Here is a 20,480-nt window from a genome sequence, read left to right on the forward strand (position 1 = left end):
GGGAGACAGGAGACAGGAGACAGGAGAAGGGAGCAGGGGAGATAGGGAGATAAGGAGATAGGGAGATAGGGAGATAAGGAGATAAGGAGATAAGGAGAAAAAAGCTGATGACTGATGACTGATAACTGATAACTGATAACTGATAACTGATAACTGATAACTGATTACTGATTACTGATTACTGACCCATGATAGCCGTTACCAAGCCTGAAATTTTACCGTTACTTCATCCCCTGATTGGACAATTAGCCACGGCAATTCTCTCCCACTGGGAAAATTATCTTGATTTGTCGCCCTTTGAGTTGCCGGAAGGTTTAGGCTATGTGGAGGGACGTTTAGAAGGGGAAAAATTAATTATCGAGAATCGCTGCTATCAAACTCCCCAGTTCCGCAAAATGCACCTAGAACTGGCTAAACTGGGCAATGGTTTGGATATCCTTCACTGTGTCATGTTCCCCCGTCCAGAATATCCGCTGCCGATGTTTGGATGTGATATAGTCTCCGGCAAAGCGGGAATCAGTGCCGCTATTGTGGATCTTTCTCCCACCAGTGGCGATAAAACTCTCCCTAGTGCCTATAATCAAGCTTTAGCGGCTTTACCGGCGGTCGATTTCGCCCAAGCTCGTGATTTGCCTTCTTGGGGTCATATTTTCTCCCAATATTGTCTGTTTATTCGTCCCGAAACCGCCGCCGAGGAACGACAATTTTTACAAAGAGTAACAGATTTCTTGACAATTCACTGCAAATGTGCTAAGGAAAGTCAGCCTCTTTCTGGGGAAGAAGCGCGCATTTATTTACAGGGACAACGGGATTATTGTAGTCAACAGCAAAAAAACGATAAAACTCGGCGTGTACTAGAAAAAGCCTTTGGTTGGGAATGGGCAGAGCGTTATATGACGGGTGTTCTCTTTGATTTGCCCGATTAAACTGAACTAGGGTAGGCTGAATATTACTGGAAGCCTTACTAGAAAACGATTTTGGGACTTTTTTTCAAGAAAAGTGCCAGAAACAAACGTTGAGAAATCGAGCCGAGGTACTCAAAACCCTTGCACTTTCCGGAGGCGATTGCAAAGGGTTCCGCTTCTAGGCACGCAAGGTCATTCTGTTATTCTGACTTCCCCTTCTGACTTGAAAGAGGGTGTAGGGTGTGGGGTGTAGGGAAGGAAACCTCTTTCATCTGTGGGGGTGAAAATTTTTTCATCGGGACTGACTCCTAACCCCACCAACAAACTTTTTGCCGCAAACCCTACATATCAGGACAGGCACTCATGCAACAGGCAAGAGGCAAAAGGGTGAATAAATAATCAGTTTTTAATAACCAGATTTAGTATAAGAGACCACAGGCTTGAATTTCTCTGATAGATTGATGTAAATATTTAGTCTCTGGATGCCCTGACGTTTCCTTGTCGTCGAGATAGTTAACTTTTCGGTTATGAGTCCCTCGGATTAATAAATGAGAGTTAGGACTTCTTGATTGGTCAAATAAATCAAATATGTCTGCCTCACAATCTCCGATTGTTACTACTTGAATATCTTCGGGTATTTGTTGTTGTGTTTCTGACCAAGAATTTAACCATCGTTGACTTTCTTTTTCTTGGGTTTCTCTTTTTTGCGTTGCTTGGCAATCCCTAAATTCTTTTCTTCTCTTGCCCAGACATATTGATTAATTAGTCCTAAAGGTATTCCGACAGGGGACACTCCTAATGTGGTATGAACTTTGAGACCAAAGGATGTTTGACAATCTAGATAACCCATTCCTTTTTTGGCTTTTTGCGTCGTAAAGTCTAAACTTGTTGTGTCTTGAACTGCCAAAACTATTGGATGTTCTTTGATTCTTTCTACTGTACTTTTAGCTTGGGCGGCAATTATATCTGAGGGGTGAAAATAGGGGGAATTCCAAAAGTCGGATGTGGCACTGGCGGCGGCTAGATTTCCCGAAGCTTGTGGCACTCTTGTACTAGATTGGCTGGCCAAATTTTCCACGATACTGATTAACCTTTTCTTTCTTCTGGTGTCCCCTAGGTCTGCATACTGTAATTCTTGGGCTGCCCATTTCTCCATTTTTTTGCTCACCTCCACCTTAATTCCTTCTTTCAAAACTATACCTATCAATCGTTTCCCCTTTTTTTAAGTTTCTTCTCTTTTTGTTAAGAAAGATCTGACTAATGGATAGCTGATTAAGGGGGGTGCCGATCCCCCCTTAATTTCCCCTTAATAAGGGGGGAGCCGACAATTTTTAACACCTACCTACTTACGGCGATTCCTCTATCCATCTGGCACAGACAACTCCTTATTGGATAAGCCTTGACCCTTAGAAGATGTACCAGACTGAGCCTGAATCCGCCGTAGCAGTTATCCTAATAGTGAAGTAGGAAGTTTTCCTTTGGGGGAGTTAGAAGCCGATCGCCGGTCAAGGAAAAACCCGAAATTCAACCTATTCCCTGGGATCAAAATCTGGCAGCGTCCCCAGCTTGCGGATGGTCACTTTAACATCCATAGACAAATAGTCATCGGCATCACCAAACCAAGAACCGGAAAGAGGTATGATTTGACCGGGATGACGAGCGATCGCCACTCGAATTAAATCAAAGCCGGCGGTAATTTGATTAGTCGGATCATAATTACGCCAACCGGCCCCCGGTAGATAAACCTGTAACCAAGCATGGGTAGCGCCAGAGCCAGTCATCCCCACTTCGCCACCGTCGAGGGCAGCATCGTAGAGATAGCCACTGACAAAACGACAGGCTAAACCCAATCTTCGCAAAGCTTCGATCATCAACCAAGCATAATCGCGACAAGTTCCCGACTTTAGCCGCAGGGTTTCTCCGGGGGATTGAGTTCCTTCACTCTCCCGGGCTTGGTAGGTAAAATTATCTTTGATAGCCGCCATCATTCTTTCCATGACATCGAGGGTATCATCTTGGTCCCCCGCTACAAAACTTTTGGCCCAAGCTGCCAGGCTGCCGTCGGCATCCTCGGCGTGGGGACGCATAAACGCCACTAGATCTAACCATTCATCGGGGGTGTACTGGATGGGAATTTCGATCGCCCGTTGAGCGAGGGGAAAATCAGCGATCGCTTTTAAGCCAAAATGTTCTGCCCGTAATCGACAGGTAACGATTAATTCTGACGCTGCTTCGGCGAATTCAAGCCCTACCACGTTGTTAGATAGAGTATCCATAGTCCAGCGCGTTTTGGCGGCAATATTCGCTTCTACAGAATAACTGATAATTCTTTCACCGTGACCGGCACTAGGCAAAAAAATCGCCCGATGTTCCCCAAAAGTTACCGGTTTACGATAATGATAGGTGGTGATGTGTTCCAAGTCGTAGATGACACTCATCCTGATTATCCTTAATAAAGTAGCTGGTTATAATTGAAGATAAATCCCCCCTTGATCCCCCCTTGATCCCCCCTTAATCCCCCCTTGATAAGGGGGGTATCTGACAATTTTTAACACCCACCTACTTAATCACTGATAACCGATAACTGATAACTGAAATGACCTCTGACCCGTTCCTCGATCGAGCTTGGAATACCGAAGACCTAGAACAAGCACTTCGAGGTGTCGGCACTATTCAAGAAGAACTCAACTATAATCAGGCGCGCAATTCTCTGGGCAAACTTGTTGAGCGTCTCGATCTTACCTCGATCGAGAAAATTGGTCTAGAAGCGGAGATCGATCGCCTAGTGGCCCTGCTAGAAAAACTCGATCGATCCCTGATTCAAATTGCCGCTTTTGGACTGGTGGGCCGGGGAAAATCCTCGATTTTAAATGCTCTGGTCGGTCAAGAAATCTTTACAACCGGTCCCCTACACGGAGTTACCCGCACCATTAAAGGGGTAAATTGGCAGTTAAGCAGCGATGATACTTTCCCCAATCTAGCGCGTCTGACCCTGAACGGCCAGGGTAATGCTCAGGTGCAATTGCTTGATACTCCCGGTATTGATGAGGTAGATGGGCAAACGAGGGAAATTCTCGCCTGTCAGGTGGCGCAGCAGGTGGATTTAATCCTTTTTATCATCTCCGGTGATATGACCAAAGTGGAATTTTCCGCCCTGGCCAAGTTGCGGGAAGCAGGAAAACCGATGATTTTGGTCTTTAATAAAATCGATCAGTATCCGGAAGTCGATCGCCTCGCTATCTATGAGAAAATCGCCTCAGAACGGGTGAAAGAATTACTCTCCCCCGATGAGATTGTTATGGTGGCGGCCTCTCCCCTCCTGGCGGAGACGGTTAAAGGGCAGGATGGGCGGCTAAAAACGCAACGATTTCGCGGAAAACCCCAGATAGAAGCTCTGAAACTCAAAATTTTGGAAATTCTAGAGCGAGAGGGTAAATCGCTCGTAGCACTCAATTCTATGCTGTATGCGGACGAGGTAAACGAGCAAATTGTCGCCCGCAAAATGGCTATCCGTGATCGTGGCGCTAATCAATTGATTCAAAAAGCAGTGATGATCAAAGCATCGGCGATCGCTCTCAATCCGGTGACGGTGTTGGATCTGTTTACGGGGGCAGTCATCGATCTAGCCATGATTCTCGCTCTTTCTCGCTTATACGGCATCGATTTAACTCGTCAGGGGGCGATCGCTCTTTTACAAAAAATTGCCCTCAATATGGGTGGCATTAGTGCCAGCGAATTTTTAGCGGTTTTGGGCTTAAGTTCCCTAAAAGGATTACTCGGTCTCTCGATTCCTGCCACTGGCGGTATTTCTCTCCTTCCCTATACTTCGATCGCCCTGACTCAAGCGGGAGTTGCCGGTGTATCCTGTTACGCGATCGGCCAAGTGACGAAAACCTATCTCGCTAATGGGGCCACCTGGGGACCCGATGGCCCCAAGGCAGTGGTGGCCAGCATTCTCGATTCCCTCGATGAAACCTCGATTCTCAACCGGATTAAGCGGGAATTAGGCTCAAAATTGGGGGTTGGGGGACTTTTCAGTGATCAGTAAACAGTAAACAGTAATCAGTGAACTGAAGGCAAGAGGCAATAGGCAACAGGCAATAGGCTCCCAGAAAGAATCTGGCAATTCTCCTACCTAAAAAGAAGGCTAGAAACTGAGTAGATTAAAGCTTTTAGCTTAACAAATTTGGTTTTAGATTCGGCCCTTGTGAACTGAAAACTCAAATCTGATAACTGATAACTGATCACTGATCACTGACTCGATCAATCCAAGAAATGCTTGCTATGGACGATCGCCGCTATAATAACTACCGCCCCTTGAATTTGATAGATCAGACGGTAGGCATAGGCAGACTTTTCTCGGATGGTATCATCGTTAAATTCGGCGCATTTTTTCGCTTCTAGGGGACAATTTTCTAAAGAATAGCTTATATCAAGAATTCGACGTACGACGGCCGCCGCGTAGGACGGGGAATCTCGACTAATATAAGATGCGATCGCATCCACGTCTTCAATTGCTTTGGGCGACCAGACAAGGCGATAATTCACTCGATCAGCCATTTGTTTAAAAGACCCTCAACTTCTTCTTGGGGGATTGTATTCTCCAGAGAGGCAGCGTTCAAACTTTGACGCACCTTCTCCAGAACGTATAAATGATACTGAATATCTTCAATTGAACAATCATCTGGTAATTGATTCAAGAGGGATTCAACTTTTTGTCTAATGCTATTCATACAAGTTTGACCGAAGTTTTTAAGGAAAAGTATAAATTTAAGTTATCTATCAACTATCATCTATCATCTATCATCGGATAGAAAATTATAGTTACGCATCCTATCTTATGCCATAGTCCCCAGAAAAGCGAGAAAAAGTTAAGAATAGATAAGGTGATTATCTAGCTTTTGTAACATTGGGGCGGCGATACTGTTAAGAATACTTAATAATTCTCCTATCTGCTCAATCCCCGCAACTTTTAGGGATTATTGACCGATAACCATCTAGCGGCCACAAGACCCCCCCCAATCGCAGCAATTTTTTGTTACATTAGTTTACAGTTCCCTCAACGCCCCAGTGGGTTATTAATTTTAATGTCTTCTTCGGTTCCTTCGTCGGATTTTATACCCTTAATCGGTCAAGAAACAGAAATCTTTAACTGGGCAAAATCCCATTATCGTAACCATACCTTTGCCAAAGATGAAAAAGTAGCCACGCGCCCCGGGCTATTATACTTTGTCGAATCTGGGGCGATTCGTATTGTTGGTAAGGCACAAGTTAACGTTATTGACCAAAAATCCTCCCGTCAACTACCTATGGCCGATAGTGAGGAAGTATTTCTTGGTTTTGTGGGTGCAGGTCAACCTTTTGAGATTGTTTCTCAATTTCCCTTTCAATTACAAGCCCAAGCTCATCTAGACGGAACCGAGTTAGTCTGGTTATACTGGGAAGACCTAGAAAAATGGCCGCAATTGCGATCGGCTGTTATGGAAACTTTTCGCCATCAATACCAGCGTAAGTTATTTTGGTTGAGTATTCTCGGTCAAAAACGCTCCCTCGATCGATTAATGGGGTTCTTGGTTATATTATTGGAAGAATACGGTCAACCCTGTGTAGAAGGCTATTATCTTCCCTATCCCCTAACTCACGCTCAAATTGCCAGCGCCATCGGCACTACCAGAGTCACAGTAACAAGATTAATCGGTAAATTGCGACAACAAAATTCGATCTTTTTTAAGCAGGATAATCTTATCGGATTGCCCAGCTTATTTTTGAGTCAGAATTAATTTTTCTGCGGTGTTGCTGACTCAAGCTACTTGCCAACCGTGCATCCTATCCAAAAGTTAAGTAGGTAGGCGTTAAAAATCATCAGATACCCCCCTTATTAAGGGGGGACTAAGGGGGGATCAGCACCCCCCTTATCAAGGGGTGGCAGGGGGGATCAAACCTAAAATCCATTTTTAATTTAATTATAACCAGCTACTTACTTTGGCTCTAGGTTTTAAAAACCCCACACAAGCAGATTCCCATCGCCAATCAGCAACCCCAGAAATCTATTATGACCGCACAAACCCCGCCATCCCTCTCCGTTCTCTACGAGGAAGATTTTGTTCTCTGGACAGAAAAAACCGCCGAACTTTTAAAGCGAAAAGAGTTTGACAGAGTGGACTGGGAAAATCTGATCGAGGAAGTGGAGTGCATGGGGAGAAGCGAGCGCCAGGCCGTCGAAAGTTTATTAACTCAACTATTAATCCATCTTTTGAAACTGAGTTATTGGGCAGCGGAAAGAGAACGAAACGCACGTCATTGGCTGGGAGAGATAGCCACTTTTCGAGTGCAACTGAAAAAAAAGATCAAAACCCAAACGCTAAAAAATCATGCCATTAATTCCTTTGGGGAGGCCTATTCAGACGCAAGACAAACCCTAATTGATGGGAGAATTGTCGATAAAAATATAATTCCCCTAGAGTCTATATTCACTCTCGAACAAGTATTAGATGGGGATTGGTTCCCCATCGATATCGCACCTTTTCTTACGGAAATTTGAGAGCCACTGATACTTAAATAGTTAGATGTTAAAAACTGTCAAAAACCCCCCTTATTAAGGGGGGATCGAAACCAAAATCTATCTTCAATTTAATTATAATCAGCGACTTAGTTCGAGGTTATCTCAAAATAATCTGGAGGACGAGCTTTTCCCTCATGTCTGACGTTTATCTAATTGGTGGCCCCAATGGTTCCGGGAAAACCACCGTCGCTAAAAAAATTTTACCCAACTTTTTAGGCGTTATCGAGTACGTTAACGCCGATGAAATTGCCGCCGGACTCTCACCTTTTAATCCTGAGTCGGTTGCTATCCAAGCAGGACGGTTGATGTTAGAAAGGTTGGTAACACTGAAGTGCCAAGGAATAGATTTTGCCTTTGAAAGCACCCTGGCAGCCCGACATTTTGCCCGTTTTTTGAGAGACTGTCGCAGTTCTGGCTATAGGCTCAATCTTATTTATTTTTGGCTACAAAGTCCAGAATTAGCTTTACAGAGAGTTCACAGAAGGGTAGCCAGTGGCGGTCATAATATTCCTGAAGATGTGGTTCGTCGTCGTTATGAGCGGGGACGTATTAACCTCATGCAGTTGTATTTACCTTTATGCGATACTTGGATTATCTATGATAATTCTGGGGATGAACCGCACTTAGTTGCTGCGTTAGGATTTAATCAACCTCCTATTATTTATAACCCAGACACCTTCCGAATCATTACCAGAAACTAAAATGACTGAACCCACCTTAACGGAACTGCATCAGAAAATCGATACAGGTGTTAGAGTCGCAATCGCAGAAGCAATTGAGAGACACCGTCTCTTAGGAGAATCTATCAGCATTTTCAAAGATGGCCAAATTTTCACCTTAACAGCCGCGCAAATTCCGCCAAAATCTGCCAAAAAAACGGAAGTGTAAAAAATTGGTTGACTGTCTCAAATTGCACTATTCATAGAAACAGTTTCACCTATCCGAGGGATTTATATAGATGTCGGTTTTAGCAAATTCCCGTTACGAAAATCAAAAGCACATAGTATAATAGTACTGTTCTTTACCTTTCGAGGTATAAATATGACCTTAACAGAAAAACGAAAAAACCTTTTGCGATGGATAGTTGAAGGAGTACGGGCTGGTTATTTTCCCGCCGAGGACAATATTTTGTGGGGTTGTCAGGTTTTCGGAGGTCCTAGTTGGCCAAATTACACGGGTTCTGATAGCTGTCCTGAGGTCGAATTCGCAACCTTCGATATATTAGAAGAATATGGTTATATTAAGTAGCTCGTTATAATTAAATTAAAAATGGATTTTAGGTTCGATCCCCCCTGCTCCCCTTGATAAGGTAGGGTTGATTCATGAATCAACCCTACCCTTGATAAGGGTGGTGTCTGATAATTTTTAACGCCTACCTACTTAAGTGGCAACAAAAAAGCCAGCATCAATACAAAGGCGCTCTAACAGGAAAAGCTTATGAAGCGGTTGATTCTAACTTTGACGAACCCAATCGCTCGGCTATTCCTCATCTAATTCCCTTGACTGAAGTTGAACATTTAGACTCCGAACTATGGGAGAGAGTCCGTTTTTCTGTGAGTGCGGGTGGAGATAATCCAAAAGCGTGGGATACTGCGATTCGCAATGCGACAGTGGTTTTAGAAGACCGCATGAGGAAACTGGGAAATATTGATAATATTAATCAAAAAGCCACGGGTAATGGTATTGTTAACCTAATTTTTGGAAGCAATAAATCTGTACAAAAAGATAAGCTTCCATCAGAAGAATTAGAGGCATACCGTGATTTATATTCGGGTACAATGAAGCTTTTTCGTAACCGTTACGCTCATCGATTCATCGATCCTAAACCAGAGGAGGGTGGAGAAATTATCGTATTCATTAATTTATTGTTGAAGATGCTAGATAATTTAGATTGGGAGACAGAAAACGAGAATACATAAATCTCTAATTCTTGTCTGGTTTAAATATTCACCGATAATTGTCTTCTAGCTTCGTAGAGGATGACAGCAGTAGCGATCGCAACATTTAAAGATTCCACACCACCAAAGAGGGGAATTTTCACCGTTTCATCGGCTAAAGCCGCTAATTGGGGTGATAAACCGGCTCCTTCATTGCCTAATAATATTAAAGTCGGACGGGTAAAATCAATCTCCCAATGGCTTTTGGTGGCTGTGGGTAAAGTCGCGATCGCTTTTACCCCCTGTGCTTGATATTTTTTCACTAAAGCCGATAAATCCGATTCTACCACCAGGGGCGATCGAAACCATTCCCCGGCCGAACTGCGGATCACTTTGGGGTTATCGATTTCGACGCTATCGAGACTTAACCAAATACCCTGTACCTCTGTAGCCACGGCAGTGCGGATAATAGTGCCGAGATTACCCGGATCCTGCAATCTTTCCAAAACTAAGCCCAATTGTAGCGGATTTTGGGGGACTGGATGAAGGTGATGACGGGAAATAGTGGCAATCACACCATCGGGATTAACCGTTGTTGCTAGGGAAGCGAGGACTTCTGGGGAAACTATCTCGACTCGTTTGGCTTGATTTTGAAGCTTCTCTGCTAATTGTCCCTGTCTTTGCCGCCACTTTTCAGTATAACAAACCGTCTCTAGGGAACAATTCAGGGCTAAAGCCGTCTCTAGTAAGTGCGTTCCCTCAATTAAGGACAAATTCTGCTCCTGTCGCTCTCTAGTGCGGTGTAGCTTGCGAATTTGCTTGATTAAAGGGTTTTGAACACTGCTAATCATAGCCAATCGGATTTTTCACCCCGCTAGGGCTACCCTAAACAACTGCGTCTTGAGGGAGATAATGCGGAACTCGGGACTTGAACCCGAAAGTCTTTGCAGACACTAGAACCTGAATCTAGCGCGTCTACCAATTCCGCCAGTTCCGCATTCTTCTTTCACAATCTTTTATTATACTATCGGACAATCCATAAGTCAAGATAGTTGAGATAATTAAGACAAAAATCGCTTTTCGGGGTAGAATCACGAATAATTTCCTCAAAAATCTGATAAAATGCAGTCTCATTTTGCTGAAGCTTTCCTTAGCCAAGACTCCCAACCAAGATAAATGAATCATCCTATGACCATCGATACCGAGCATCCCTATTTAGAAATTCAAGGTCGTCACTCTCTCAAGGGTGAAGTTAAGATCAGTGGTGCCAAAAATGCCGCTCTAGTGATTATGGCGGGGGCTTTACTCTGCTCCGACGAGTGCCAGATTAGTAATGTACCAGCCCTAGCCGATATCGAGCGGATGAGTCAAATTCTCTCGGCTTTGGGCGTGCAAGTCCGTCGCACTGGAGATAGACTAGAGATTGATGGCAGAGACCTCCAACAAGCTCAAGCACCCTACGATCTCGTCTCCCAGTTGCGAGCCAGTTTTTTTGCCATTGGACCGATTTTAGCCCGTTTAGGAGAAGCAAAAGTTCCCCTTCCCGGCGGCTGCGCCATTGGGGCCAGACCAGTGGATCTGCACGTTAGGGGCCTACAGTCAATGGGTGCAGATGTATTAATTGATCGGGGCATGGTACACGCCCGCGTTAAGGGTAATGGTTGTCTGAAAGGGGCGAATATTTATCTGGATTATCCCAGTGTGGGAGCGACGGAAACCCTAATGATGGCGGCGACTTTAGCGGAAGGGGAAACCATTCTCGGTAATGCGGCCCAGGAGCCAGAGGTGATTGATTTAGCCGATTTTTGTGTTTCCATGGGGGCAAAAATTCGCGGTGCCGGGACCAATACAATTGTCATCGAGGGAGTTTCCCGTCTGCACAGTACCGATTACAGTATCATTCCCGATCGCATTGAAGCCGGGACTTTACTGATAGCTGGGGCGATTACCCGCTCGGAAATTAGTCTTTATCCCGTGATTCCCAGCCATTTAGCTTCGGTAATTGCCAAACTGCACGAAATCGGTCCGGAAGTGGTGGAAGATGGTCCCAATCGTCTCCGGATTATCCCTAGAGACTTAAAAGCCACCGATATGGAAACCCTGCCCTATCCCGGTTTTCCCACGGATATGCAGGCCCAATTTATGGCTCTATTAACTTTAGCCGAGGGCAGTAGTGTGGTTAATGAGACGGTTTTTGAAAACCGTCTGCGTCATGTGGCCGAATTAAAGCGTCTGGGAGCAGATATCAAGGTCAAAGGAAATGTGGCCTTAGTGCGCGGTGTGCCTTTCCTCTCCGGGGCACCGGTGATGGCCACGGATCTACGCGCTTCGGCAGCTTTGGTGGTGGCGGGATTGGCAGCCCGGGGGACTACTATTGTGCAGGGACTCCATCACCTCGATCGAGGTTACGATAATTTAGAGGGTAAATTAAGAGCATTAGGGGCAAATTTACGCCGGGTTGATCCTTTGGCCTCAGAATTGGCTACCCTGACCCAATCTTAAGAGGATGATTAGTTATCGCTGTTCTATCAGTGTTGAGGATTCCCGTGAGCAACACCGATAGAACAGCGTTAATCGTGCTTAGTTGTTCTATATTGACGGAACCTTTCATCAGCGATCGCATTTACCAAATCTTAGCCATTACTAATACAAACCCCGGCAATTCTGGATCACCACTAATGGTTTCAGGAGCATTTAAAATCTCCGGTTCTTGATGGGGACGATAAATATAGACTTGGCGATTTTGGCGATCTATTAACCAACCCAATAAAGTACCATTGGCAATATATTCTTCCATCTTTTTCTGCAAACTGGATACTGTATCACTAGCAGAACGTAATTCAATGACAAAATCGGGACAGATGGGGGCAAAAGAGGCTTTTTGTTTTTCTGTTAAAGCATTCCAGCGTTCTAATTTAATCCAAGCAGCATCGGGTGAACGAGTCGCACCATTGGGCAGCGTAAAACCCGCACTGGAATCAAACCCAAGCCCCGTTCCATCTAGTTCTGACCAGTTCCCCAGTTGCACAGCTATATTAAGATTGCGATTACCCGTATCTGAAAAAGCAGGGGGCATAACGATCACTTCTCCACTAGCGCTGCGTTCAATGCGTAAATCCCGATTGGCTAAACAAAATTCATAAAATTGCTCCTCCGTCATCGGCATAATCCAAGGAAGATCAATCATCAAAGGAGCCGAGGTCGCTTGCACAAGTAGTGTCGTCATATTTTCGCCCTACTCAAGAATTACACGAATTAACAACTGAATGCCCTTCAATCTTAACTTAGCTCTAGTCATCGGCATTATTGACTACTAAAAGATAGAAGGCGATCGCTCTTATCGTTGCCAAAGAAGCCTGACGGAGAGGAATGTAAATATTTATAAAAATGTAGCTTAGAATACAGTTCGGGGGGGGGTAATGTGTATCATACGGACGTGAAATTAACACTGTAAAGTTAACACAGGAGAAAGATAATGAATCACGTTTGGTATTTCTCACTAGGAGCAGTTTTTGGGGCGGTTGTCTCCGCTCCGATGGCGGCATATTCCTTTCCCATAGCATCCCCAGGCACTGAAGGGATAAAAGTGTTGGTAAGTAATACTTCTCCAGTAATAGCGACTTATGAGGGCAATTCTGCCTCGTTCAGCAACAGTTTGTACTTAATGCTTGATGGATTAGGCAACCCTGGTGACGATGGAGATTTTTCTAACGATCTTTTTATCTTCAATAATCTCTCTTCGACAGTGGGTAGTACGGTATCATTAGGTTCTTTTTCTATCGGTGCTGAATTGATATTCCGACTGTTTGTCCAAAATACAGGGAATAACTTTTTTACCGGACCCGCTAGCCGAAATCCAGACAACAAGACTCATGCCAGAGTGCAAGAAAACTGGATGCCAAACAAAACTTTAGTCAGCTTTGAAGATCTGTTTAATGGTCCATTTAATTACAATGACCTGAGCTTCTCTTTTACCAATACCAACACCGGTACTATGCTAGTGCCTGAACCCACCTCAACCCTCAGTCTCCTCGTCCTCGGCACTCTCGGCGCAGCTTCAACCCTCAAGCGCCAATTGAAATCCTCCAAATCCTCAGAAAAAGAAACCACAAAAGTCTCCTAATACCATCAATAAAATCCGACAATTCCCTTTCATTAATTAGAGGGGTTTTTATCAGTTGTCATACTAAATCCGTTGAGTAACGCACAGAAAACGGGTTTCTCGGAGAAACCCGTTTTCTATCCGCAAGCAAGATTTGAGCATAATTCAGCCGACAAACTACCATTAATGCTTGGGGATAGTTTTTCCTAGCTTAGGGGGATTGAAAGTTTAATTTTCCCTGAATCTTTCTAACAGTTCTGAGCGAGATAAATTAGCCAGAGAAAGAAGTAACCCGGTGCGTTCGGAGATGGGAAGTTGGGCAATCTGTTCCACCAGACCAGATAATTCTGCATCTAGGCTGCCAAAGCGTCCTTCCAGAAGACTGGTTATCAGGGAATACCGTTCTTCTAAACTGCCTCGTTGTATCCCTTCTTGCATCCCTTCTTGTATCCCTCGTTGTATCCCTTCTTGTATCCCTTCTTGTTTCCACTCTTCTCGTTGTTGTAAATAAGCTGGTGATAGGTTCATAATGTCCTCCTGTTCTTCGGCACTTAAATTATCTCTTAATTCCAAACTCTTGCGCCAGTTGGCCAGAATTTCCAGTAAATTCTCTTGGAAAGGATTACCTTCAGGCAATTGCACTAATTCTTCTACTGCTCGTTTCTGTGTCCCTCCTTTTCCTAGCACCCTCAACCATAAAGTCTCCTCATTGACTGGTAATTGATGGATGGCGACAATTCCTGTTTTGAACAGGCTAGGGGAAAAATAAACTCCTTTTCCCCACTCCTCTTTCATCCCCTCTTCTGGTAGGAATGAAGGGGGGATTCCCACGACTTCTTCAATCATTCTCGCCGAAAAAGTAGGCGTTAAAATCCAGAGAACTGGTAGTTCAGCTTCAGTTAGAGTTTTGTTTGTCCGTTTCGCCTTCCTCAAGACCTCGCCATGAACCGCATATAACTTTGAGATGCAACTGCGAATCTCTACCTCGGAGGGAGGATTACGGAAGGGTTCAAATAAGCAGCAAGTCGCCGCCATTTTAGCGAGTAAGCCCAAGGGTAATTCAGTCCTTGATGCTGAACTGTCTGGTTCAAACCAGACATCGATTTCTTGAACTTCACTCTTGACTTTCTTGCTCTTTTTAATCGTTCCCAGAGACCCTAAGAGTTCTTCTAAATATTCCTTGGCAAATTGGTCGTGAATTTGGCGAGTCATTGCAGGGGATAATTAAGCCGAGAAAGTACAATAATAATCTTGTCAGATCATAGCAAGTTTTGAGAATTTATCTTTTTAATCAACAGCACCAGTGTGCGAACCAATCGGATCTCTTATTCTTTGTGTAACAAGTTTAACTTATATAATAGCGATCGGTCTTTGTGTTCTTTGTGTCTCTGTGGTTCTTCACACTCATTGCTTAAAGGCCCCTTCTCAAGTTCCCAGAGCTTAGTCGCTAATATTCCGAAAGTGACAGAAAAGGGATAATCTTGCGATCAATTGCCCAAAATAAAGGCTAGAATCGAAATATAGTATCGATCGCTACGGATTTTTCATGAATTACAGAAAATTTTGCTTGGCTTTTTTGCTGTCCCTTATCCTCATCAACACCGGATTAGTTATGCCTAGTTACGCAAACGAAAGAGAATTGAGGACAATTACCGTAACGGGAGAAGGAATAGAAAATATCGCCACTTCTCAAGCAATAGTGCGCTTAGGGGTAGAAATTCAAGGCAAAGAAGCGGGTAAGGTGCAGCGGGAAACCGCCAATCGTAGCGATGCGGTGGTTAAATTTCTCCGTTCCCGTCAAGTGGAAAAATTGGAAACCACCGGCATTAGTTTACAGCCCAATTACGACTTCAGCAACAATCAAAGACGTTTAATCGGTTATATCGGGGCTAATTTGATTAGTTTTCAGGTTGATATAGCCCAAGCGGGGATTTTAATCGATGAAGCGGTGAAAGTCGGGGCAACACGCATCGATGGGGTCAGTTTTACTGCTGGAGAATCAGCGATCGCAGCCGCCCAAAGAACCGCTCTCATCAAAGCCACGGAACAAGCTAGAGAACAGGCGACAATCGTGTTACAAGCCCTCGGTTTAGTGCCGAAAGAAACGGTTTCTATCCAAGTGGGTAATACAGGTAATCCCGTGCCAATAGCTCGCTCAGAAGCGGTTTTTCGGAGTGCCGATGCTGCCAGTAGCCCGGTTATCGGAGGGGAACAAACCCTGCGCGCTGCTGTCACCCTCGAAATTAGCTATTAAGATAACTTTCAGCTATCAGTTATCAGCCTGGGTTTTTTTGACCGGAAATCTTGGATACAGGCTGATAAAATCAACGCCGATGCTCGGAAACTCTAGAAAAAACTGTCCCCCTCATCCGTGAATTATCCCAACTTTTTACCCACTGTTAGGGAGGGATTGAGTGAAGATACCTCCCTTGCTCTCCTCGAAAATATCCAACAAATTGCCATCGATAGCCCCATCTATCCTCGATCGATTCTAACTACCTATAGTCAACAAGGGCAAGGTCAACCGCCTTTTGTCCTCCTGCACGGTTTTGATAGTTCCCTGCTGGAATTTCGGCGTTTACTACCTTTCCTCGCCCAAAATAGGGAAACTTGGGCGATAGATCTACTCGGCTTCGGTTTTACTGAGCGATACCCAGATTTACAAGTATCTCCGAAAACTATTAAAAGCCATCTTTACCATTTCTGGAGAACTGCGATCGCCAAACCGATAATTTTAGTCGGTGCTTCCATGGGGGGTGCAGTGGCCCTAGATTTTGCCCTCTCCTACCCAGAAATAGTGGCAAAATTAGTCCTGATTGACAGCGCAGGACTAGCTAACCCCCCAGTTTTGGGTAAATTGATGTTTTCTCCCCTCGATAAGTGGGCAACTAATTTTTTAGCCAATCCCCGCGTGCGTCAAAATATCAGTCGTACTGCCTATTTTGATGCAACTTTGGCCACTGTTGATGCTTGCACCTGTGCCAATCTGCACCTGAATTGTCCCCACTGGAGTGAGGCTTTAATCTCCTTTACCAAAAGTGGCGGTTATGGGGCATTTTTGCCGAAATTAAGCCAAATAAACCGAGAAACGCTGATTATTTGGGGAGAAAACGATCAAATCTTAGGCACAAAAGACGCGAAGATATTTCAGCAGGCCTTACCCAATAATCAACTGGTCTGGATTCCTCGCTGTGGTCATGTTCCCCACCTCGAAAAACCGGAACTTACCGCAGCCGCGATAGTTAAATTTGCGAGCTAAGAACTTATAATGGGATTATTTGACCCTATGGTGCCAACTTTTATGAAATTTTTGCCGATCACTCTCGCTGCATTCAGCCTTCTGAGTTTATCTGTCAATATTCCTGCTACCGTGGCCACACAACAGCTTTTTTGTCGAGGTCGCATGAATAACGGTTGGTCCTATTCGGCAGAATTTCTCAATGGACGTTTTGAACGCATTCGCTGGACGCGTTCTGGTCAACCTCCCCAAGTTTCTAGCCTTAGTTTTAAAAATACTAACAACAAAGGACAACCGATTTATCGTGGCAGTTTATTCGCCGCAGTCAGTGTGACTCTGATAGACTTATCGAAAGGAGATGTCCGTCCCGGTTCGCAAATTTCCGTGGGAGTGGAAGAATGGGGTTGGTCGCGGGGAAACTGCGCTCTTTCTAACCGATAATTCTGGTTGTTAGCGGACAGTCATGATTAAAATTATCCCAGGGGGACAAACTGGAGTCGATTTGAAGAGCTAAGTAGTCGTGCAAAATAAATTTCCTAGTGAAGAAAGGCAAAAGGCAGGAGGCAAGAGGCAAGGGGGGGTAGATATGTGTAATTAATTTTGCTTAGGTACTTACCGACTCCTCCGGGGTCAGGGTAAAGGCATCTCAAAGGCTATTGACAATTGGCTAATTTTGTCGGCTGCTTGCTGTGTAGGCATTTCAAATGCTACCAGTCAATCAGAATATTTACGAACTCGACCTATGTATCTTATGCCTTTGATAAAATCAAAAATAATGGCGTACATTGGTTGGATAAATTATCTTTTTTCAGTTATATTCAGGCTGCCTAGAGTTATTATTAACTACAGTATTAAGTTTTTTGAAGGGAGGGAATGCTCCAGAATCGCGACTATAATGAGTAAACAGATCATTCCTGTGTCGGCGAGAGCGAGAAAATATGTCTGCCACTGAATACGAAGCAATTATCGGTTTAGAAACCCACTGTCAACTCAACACCAAAAGCAAGATATTTTGTTCCTGTCCCACCAACTTCGATAGTCCCCCCAATACTAACGTCTGTCCCGTCTGTTTGGGTTATCCGGGGGTATTACCCGTCCTTAACCAAGAAGTCCTGGCCAGTGCCGTTAAACTGGGATTAGCTATCGATGGTAAAATCACACCTCATAGCAAATTCGATCGCAAACAGTATTTTTATCCCGACCTGCCGAAAAATTATCAAATTTCCCAGTATGATCTCCCTATTGTCGAACAGGGTCAACTAGAAATCGAGATCGTCGATAAAAAAACTAAGGAAGTTAGCCGCAAAATTATCGGCATTACCCGTCTGCACATGGAAGAAGACGCGGGAAAACTGGTTCATGCTGGCAGCGAACGTCTCTCCGGTTCCACCCATTCCCTCGTGGATTTTAATCGTACAGGTGTACCATTATTGGAAATCGTCTCGGAACCGGATTTACGCACCGGGGCCGAAGCGGCGGAATATGCCCAAGAATTACGGCGTTTAGTGCGTTATCTCGGCATCAGTGACGGCAATATGCAGGAGGGTTCCCTGCGCTGCGATGTCAATATTTCCGTTCGTAAAAAAGGCACTGAAAAGTTCGGGACTAAGGTAGAAATTAAAAATATGAACTCCTTTAGTGCTATCCAAAAAGCCATAGAATACGAGATCGATCGACAAATTGAAGCGATCAAAAATGGGGAATTGATCGTACAGGAAACCCGTCTTTGGGAAGAAGCTACTCAGCGGACGATTAGTATGCGGAAAAAAGAAGGTTCTAGCGATTATCGCTATTTTCCCGAACCGGATTTACCCCCCCTAGAAGTCTCCCCCGAACAGTTAAAAGCTTGGGCGGAAGAATTACCAGAATTACCCGCTCGTAAACGTCTTCGTTATGAAGAAGAATTTGGTCTTTCCCCCTACGATGCCAGGGTTTTAACCGATGATCGCACCGTGGCCGAATATTTTGAAACTGCCGTAATTGCGGGGGCAAATGCGAAATTAGTCGCTAACTGGATCAGTCAAGATATCGCCGCTTATTTGAATAATAATAAGCTGACAATCACGGAAATTGCCCTGCAAGCATCAGACTTAGCCGAATTAGTTAAACTGATTGAAACGGGAACAATTAGTGGCAAAATTGCTAAGGAAATTTTACCCGAACTTCTCAGCCAAGGCGGTTCACCAAAAGCGCTGGTGGAAAAGAAAGGATTAATACAAATTTCTGACACTTCTGCGATCGAAAAACTGATCGAGGAAATTATCGCCGCCCATCCAAGCGAGTTAGAAAAATTCCGGGCGGGTAAAACCAATCTTAAGGGATTTTTTGTCGGTCAAGTCATGAAAAAAAGCGGCGGTAAAGCCGATCCTAAATTAACTAGCCAAATCTTAGATCAAAAACTTTCTGGTTAGTTATATTCAGTGATCAGTAAACAGTAATCAGTAATCAGTGGGGAGCTTTTTTTCAATGTTGCCAAAGGCACGGCGTAGCCGTCCAGTAAACAGTAAACAGTAATCAGTGAACTTAAAACTCAAATCTGATAACTGGTAACTGGTAACTGATAACTGATAACTGATAACTGATAACTGATAACTGATAACTGATAACTGATAACTGATAACTGATAACTGATAACCGATAACTGAAAATGCCAAATTCCCCAACCACCTCGCAATTAAAGCCTAATAGCCCAAAAATTCTCGCTGTTGTCAACGGTAAAGGTGGTGTGGGTAAAACCACCACTGCGGTCAATTTAGCGGCAATTTGGGGGCAGAATCAGCGTGTTTTGCTGGTGGATGCGGATCCGCAGGGTTCCTCCACTTGGTGGGTGGAAAGAAATCAAGCGGGTATGGTATTTGATTTAGCCAAGCAAATTAATACAGAGAAATTAGGAGAATTGCGTCAAATTATCGAGTACGATCTGATCGTGATTGACACACCACCAGCTTTGCGTTCCGAATTACTTACGGCAGTAATAGCAGAATCAGATTATTTAATTTTACCGACTCCTCCCGCACCGATGGATTTAATGGCTTTAATTGACACGGTACGCACGGCAGTTAAACCCCTAGGAATTGCCTATCGGGTTTTATTAACAAAAGTGGATTCTCGTAGTCTTAAGGAAACTTTGGAAGCACAAAATACTTTATTAGAATTAGGTATTCCCGCCTGTCATGCTTTTGTCAGAAATTATAAGGCCCACGAAAAAGCCGTTTTAGACGGGGTAGCTATTACCAATTGGCGCGGTAAAAATGCCCAAGAAGCCAGCGCCGATTATCGTCGTGTGGCCGAAGAATTAGAACGGGATTGGTAGATTTAAGGACAGGTTTTCTAAGCACAATATTTTTGCAGTAAAGAAATCACTAAATCTAGACCATCGGGCTGAACTTGAACAGTATAGGCTTCCGCTTCAATTTGTCTGCTAAAACCCTCATAATTCATAAAAAATCTTCTAGTCATTGCCGGTGGTTCTATGCCTAAATTGAGTGCTTTAACTGTTTTGCCTCCATGACAAAGTTGAGCGGCATGGACAGCTTCATGAATTAATGTCGGTCGGGCAATACCTAAGTCAAAAACTAGGGGATGAATCCAAATAATTCTAGTTTTACTATCAAATAACCCGTAGGCTCCTCGCACTGGTGGCGGGGAAATTTTAACGATAAAATTGTGTTTTTCTAGAGCTTTTTGCAGCAGTAAAAAATCAGAATTCGCTGCCGATAAATTTTCTCCTCCAGCTAATTGCATCCCTAGAAAAACAGCAGCGATTGTGTAATAAATGCCCATCAGGTGATAGTTC

The 20,480-nt window shown here is 44.2% G+C and carries 20 protein-coding genes, 1 tRNA gene and 2 pseudogenes; 14 read left to right on the plus strand and 9 right to left on the minus strand.

What is annotated here, in order from left to right; genetic code table 11:
* The first annotated feature begins 188 nt into the window (after window positions 1-188).
* Window positions 189-926, plus strand: a complete 738-nt coding sequence (locus tag RAM70_RS13365) for a phycocyanobilin:ferredoxin oxidoreductase (RefSeq protein WP_045356299.1) — start codon at window positions 189-191, stop codon at window positions 924-926.
* Between the two features lie 404 nt (window positions 927-1,330).
* Here RAM70_RS13365 and RAM70_RS13370 read toward each other — a convergent pair.
* Window positions 1,331-2,061: pseudogene (locus tag RAM70_RS13370) on the minus strand (IS4 family transposase); the annotation flags it as partial.
* 373 nt (window positions 2,062-2,434) lie between these two features.
* Window positions 2,435-3,343, minus strand: a complete 909-nt coding sequence (locus RAM70_RS13375; RefSeq protein WP_045356301.1) for a transglutaminase family protein — start codon at window positions 3,341-3,343, stop codon at window positions 2,435-2,437.
* A 158-nt stretch (window positions 3,344-3,501) separates the two neighbouring features.
* Here RAM70_RS13375 and RAM70_RS13380 point away from each other — a divergent pair, with 158 nt between their 5' ends.
* A complete protein-coding gene (locus RAM70_RS13380) occupies window positions 3,502-4,953 on the plus strand; it encodes a GTP-binding protein (RefSeq protein ID WP_312674140.1) in 1,452 nt (483 codons plus the stop codon).
* Between the two features lie 215 nt (window positions 4,954-5,168).
* Here the strand turns inward: RAM70_RS13380 and RAM70_RS13385 are convergent, their stop codons facing one another.
* Complete coding sequence (locus tag RAM70_RS13385) at window positions 5,169-5,465, minus strand: type II toxin-antitoxin system RelE/ParE family toxin (RefSeq protein WP_045356305.1); 297 nt, start codon at window positions 5,463-5,465, stop codon at window positions 5,169-5,171.
* The gene (locus tag RAM70_RS13390) at window positions 5,450-5,638 is read right to left on the minus strand and encodes a hypothetical protein (protein ID WP_002737442.1); all 189 of its coding nucleotides are present in this window, start codon (window positions 5,636-5,638) and stop codon (window positions 5,450-5,452) included. Before RAM70_RS13390 ends, RAM70_RS13385 begins: the two co-directional genes overlap by 16 nt.
* 354 nt (window positions 5,639-5,992) lie before the next feature.
* Between RAM70_RS13390 and RAM70_RS13395 the strand changes: the two genes are divergently transcribed.
* From RAM70_RS13395 to RAM70_RS22980, 5 genes and pseudogenes are all read left to right on the plus strand, one after another.
* Window positions 5,993-6,685 carry a Crp/Fnr family transcriptional regulator gene (locus tag RAM70_RS13395; protein WP_045356417.1) on the plus strand — a complete coding sequence of 231 codons (693 nt, stop codon included), beginning with the start codon at window positions 5,993-5,995 and terminating at the stop codon, window positions 6,683-6,685.
* Between the two features lie 272 nt (window positions 6,686-6,957).
* Window positions 6,958-7,446, plus strand: coding sequence for a DUF29 domain-containing protein (locus RAM70_RS13400; protein WP_312674148.1), 489 nt, complete (start codon window positions 6,958-6,960; stop codon window positions 7,444-7,446).
* Window positions 7,447-7,601: 155 nt separating this feature from the next.
* On the plus strand, window positions 7,602-8,168 hold the full coding sequence (locus RAM70_RS13405; RefSeq protein ID WP_312674149.1) for an ATPase: 567 nt from the start codon (window positions 7,602-7,604) through the stop codon (window positions 8,166-8,168).
* 1 nt (window position 8,169) lies between these two features.
* Entirely contained in the window at window positions 8,170-8,355 is a 186-nt protein-coding gene (locus tag RAM70_RS13410) for a hypothetical protein (RefSeq protein ID WP_312674151.1), read from the plus strand.
* 153 nt (window positions 8,356-8,508) lie between these two features.
* Window positions 8,509-9,386, plus strand: a pseudogene (locus RAM70_RS22980) (TIGR02391 family protein).
* A gap of 20 nt (window positions 9,387-9,406) precedes the next feature.
* On the opposite strand, the gene RAM70_RS13425 reads toward RAM70_RS22980, so the two are convergent.
* Both RAM70_RS13425 and RAM70_RS13430 read right to left on the minus strand, forming a co-directional pair.
* Window positions 9,407-10,195 carry a TrmH family RNA methyltransferase gene (locus RAM70_RS13425; protein ID WP_288000015.1) on the minus strand — a complete coding sequence of 263 codons (789 nt, stop codon included), beginning with the start codon at window positions 10,193-10,195 and terminating at the stop codon, window positions 9,407-9,409.
* Between the two features lie 62 nt (window positions 10,196-10,257).
* Window positions 10,258-10,341, minus strand: a tRNA-Leu gene (locus RAM70_RS13430).
* 191 nt (window positions 10,342-10,532) lie between these two features.
* Between RAM70_RS13430 and murA the strand changes: the two genes are divergently transcribed.
* A complete protein-coding gene (murA, locus tag RAM70_RS13435; RefSeq protein ID WP_312674155.1) occupies window positions 10,533-11,846 on the plus strand; it encodes a UDP-N-acetylglucosamine 1-carboxyvinyltransferase in 1,314 nt (437 codons plus the stop codon).
* Window positions 11,847-11,967: 121 nt separating this feature from the next.
* Here murA and RAM70_RS13440 read toward each other — a convergent pair whose 3' ends face one another.
* A complete protein-coding gene (locus RAM70_RS13440; protein ID WP_045356321.1) occupies window positions 11,968-12,570 on the minus strand; it encodes a Uma2 family endonuclease in 603 nt (200 codons plus the stop codon).
* 249 nt (window positions 12,571-12,819) lie between these two features.
* Here RAM70_RS13440 and RAM70_RS13445 point away from each other — a divergent pair, with 249 nt between their 5' ends.
* The gene (locus RAM70_RS13445) at window positions 12,820-13,467 is read left to right on the plus strand and encodes a PEP-CTERM sorting domain-containing protein (protein WP_045356323.1); all 648 of its coding nucleotides are present in this window, start codon (window positions 12,820-12,822) and stop codon (window positions 13,465-13,467) included.
* Window positions 13,468-13,674: 207 nt separating this feature from the next.
* On the opposite strand, the gene RAM70_RS13450 is transcribed toward RAM70_RS13445, so the two are convergent.
* On the minus strand, window positions 13,675-14,658 hold the full coding sequence (locus RAM70_RS13450; RefSeq protein ID WP_312674156.1) for an RpnC/YadD family protein: 984 nt from the start codon (window positions 14,656-14,658) through the stop codon (window positions 13,675-13,677).
* A gap of 334 nt (window positions 14,659-14,992) precedes the next feature.
* Here RAM70_RS13450 and RAM70_RS13455 point away from each other — a divergent pair, with 334 nt between their 5' ends.
* The 5 genes from RAM70_RS13455 (at window position 14,993) to RAM70_RS13475 (ending at window position 19,997) form a co-directional block, all read left to right on the plus strand.
* Window positions 14,993-15,700 (plus strand): SIMPL domain-containing protein, encoded by a 708-nt coding sequence (locus tag RAM70_RS13455; protein ID WP_045356327.1) that lies wholly within the window; start codon window positions 14,993-14,995, stop codon window positions 15,698-15,700.
* A 117-nt stretch (window positions 15,701-15,817) separates the two neighbouring features.
* A complete protein-coding gene (locus tag RAM70_RS13460) occupies window positions 15,818-16,705 on the plus strand; it encodes an alpha/beta fold hydrolase (protein ID WP_312674158.1) in 888 nt (295 codons plus the stop codon).
* Window positions 16,706-16,747: 42 nt separating this feature from the next.
* On the plus strand, window positions 16,748-17,125 hold the full coding sequence (locus RAM70_RS13465; RefSeq protein WP_045356419.1) for a hypothetical protein: 378 nt from the start codon (window positions 16,748-16,750) through the stop codon (window positions 17,123-17,125).
* 497 nt (window positions 17,126-17,622) lie between these two features.
* Complete coding sequence (gene gatB / locus RAM70_RS13470) at window positions 17,623-19,095, plus strand: Asp-tRNA(Asn)/Glu-tRNA(Gln) amidotransferase subunit GatB (protein ID WP_312674160.1); 1,473 nt, start codon at window positions 17,623-17,625, stop codon at window positions 19,093-19,095.
* Window positions 19,096-19,331: 236 nt separating this feature from the next.
* The gene (locus tag RAM70_RS13475; RefSeq protein ID WP_002739071.1) at window positions 19,332-19,997 is read left to right on the plus strand and encodes a ParA family protein; all 666 of its coding nucleotides are present in this window, start codon (window positions 19,332-19,334) and stop codon (window positions 19,995-19,997) included.
* 17 nt (window positions 19,998-20,014) lie between these two features.
* On the opposite strand, the gene RAM70_RS13480 is transcribed toward RAM70_RS13475, so the two are convergent.
* Window positions 20,015-20,467, minus strand: coding sequence for a DUF8637 domain-containing protein (locus tag RAM70_RS13480; RefSeq protein ID WP_312674165.1), 453 nt, complete (start codon window positions 20,465-20,467; stop codon window positions 20,015-20,017).
* Window positions 20,468-20,480 lie beyond the last annotated feature (13 nt).

This window comes from Microcystis wesenbergii NRERC-220, from assembly GCF_032027425.1.
Taxonomy (GTDB): domain Bacteria; phylum Cyanobacteriota; class Cyanobacteriia; order Cyanobacteriales; family Microcystaceae; genus Microcystis; species Microcystis wesenbergii_A.

Coding starts and splice junctions, on each gene's coding strand:
- RAM70_RS13480 (WP_312674165.1), bottom strand. CDS start 20,467: ATGGGCATTTATTACACAATCGCTGCTGTTTTTCTAGGGATGCAATTA.
- RAM70_RS13425 (WP_288000015.1), bottom strand. CDS start 10,195: ATGATTAGCAGTGTTCAAAACCCTTTAATCAAGCAAATTCGCAAGCTA.
- RAM70_RS13380 (WP_312674140.1), top strand. CDS start 3,502: ATGACCTCTGACCCGTTCCTCGATCGAGCTTGGAATACCGAAGACCTA.
- RAM70_RS13365 (WP_045356299.1), top strand. CDS start 189: ATGATAGCCGTTACCAAGCCTGAAATTTTACCGTTACTTCATCCCCTG.
- RAM70_RS13400 (WP_312674148.1), top strand. CDS start 6,958: ATGACCGCACAAACCCCGCCATCCCTCTCCGTTCTCTACGAGGAAGAT.
- RAM70_RS13445 (WP_045356323.1), top strand. CDS start 12,820: ATGAATCACGTTTGGTATTTCTCACTAGGAGCAGTTTTTGGGGCGGTT.
- RAM70_RS13390 (WP_002737442.1), bottom strand. CDS start 5,638: ATGAATAGCATTAGACAAAAAGTTGAATCCCTCTTGAATCAATTACCA.
- RAM70_RS13410 (WP_312674151.1), top strand. CDS start 8,170: ATGACTGAACCCACCTTAACGGAACTGCATCAGAAAATCGATACAGGT.
- murA (WP_312674155.1), top strand. CDS start 10,533: ATGACCATCGATACCGAGCATCCCTATTTAGAAATTCAAGGTCGTCAC.
- RAM70_RS13450 (WP_312674156.1), bottom strand. CDS start 14,658: ATGACTCGCCAAATTCACGACCAATTTGCCAAGGAATATTTAGAAGAA.
- RAM70_RS13395 (WP_045356417.1), top strand. CDS start 5,993: ATGTCTTCTTCGGTTCCTTCGTCGGATTTTATACCCTTAATCGGTCAA.
- RAM70_RS13475 (WP_002739071.1), top strand. CDS start 19,332: ATGCCAAATTCCCCAACCACCTCGCAATTAAAGCCTAATAGCCCAAAA.
- gatB (WP_312674160.1), top strand. CDS start 17,623: ATGTCTGCCACTGAATACGAAGCAATTATCGGTTTAGAAACCCACTGT.
- RAM70_RS13455 (WP_045356327.1), top strand. CDS start 14,993: ATGAATTACAGAAAATTTTGCTTGGCTTTTTTGCTGTCCCTTATCCTC.
- RAM70_RS13385 (WP_045356305.1), bottom strand. CDS start 5,465: ATGGCTGATCGAGTGAATTATCGCCTTGTCTGGTCGCCCAAAGCAATT.
- RAM70_RS13375 (WP_045356301.1), bottom strand. CDS start 3,343: ATGAGTGTCATCTACGACTTGGAACACATCACCACCTATCATTATCGT.
- RAM70_RS13440 (WP_045356321.1), bottom strand. CDS start 12,570: ATGACGACACTACTTGTGCAAGCGACCTCGGCTCCTTTGATGATTGAT.
- RAM70_RS13465 (WP_045356419.1), top strand. CDS start 16,748: ATGAAATTTTTGCCGATCACTCTCGCTGCATTCAGCCTTCTGAGTTTA.
- RAM70_RS13405 (WP_312674149.1), top strand. CDS start 7,602: ATGTCTGACGTTTATCTAATTGGTGGCCCCAATGGTTCCGGGAAAACC.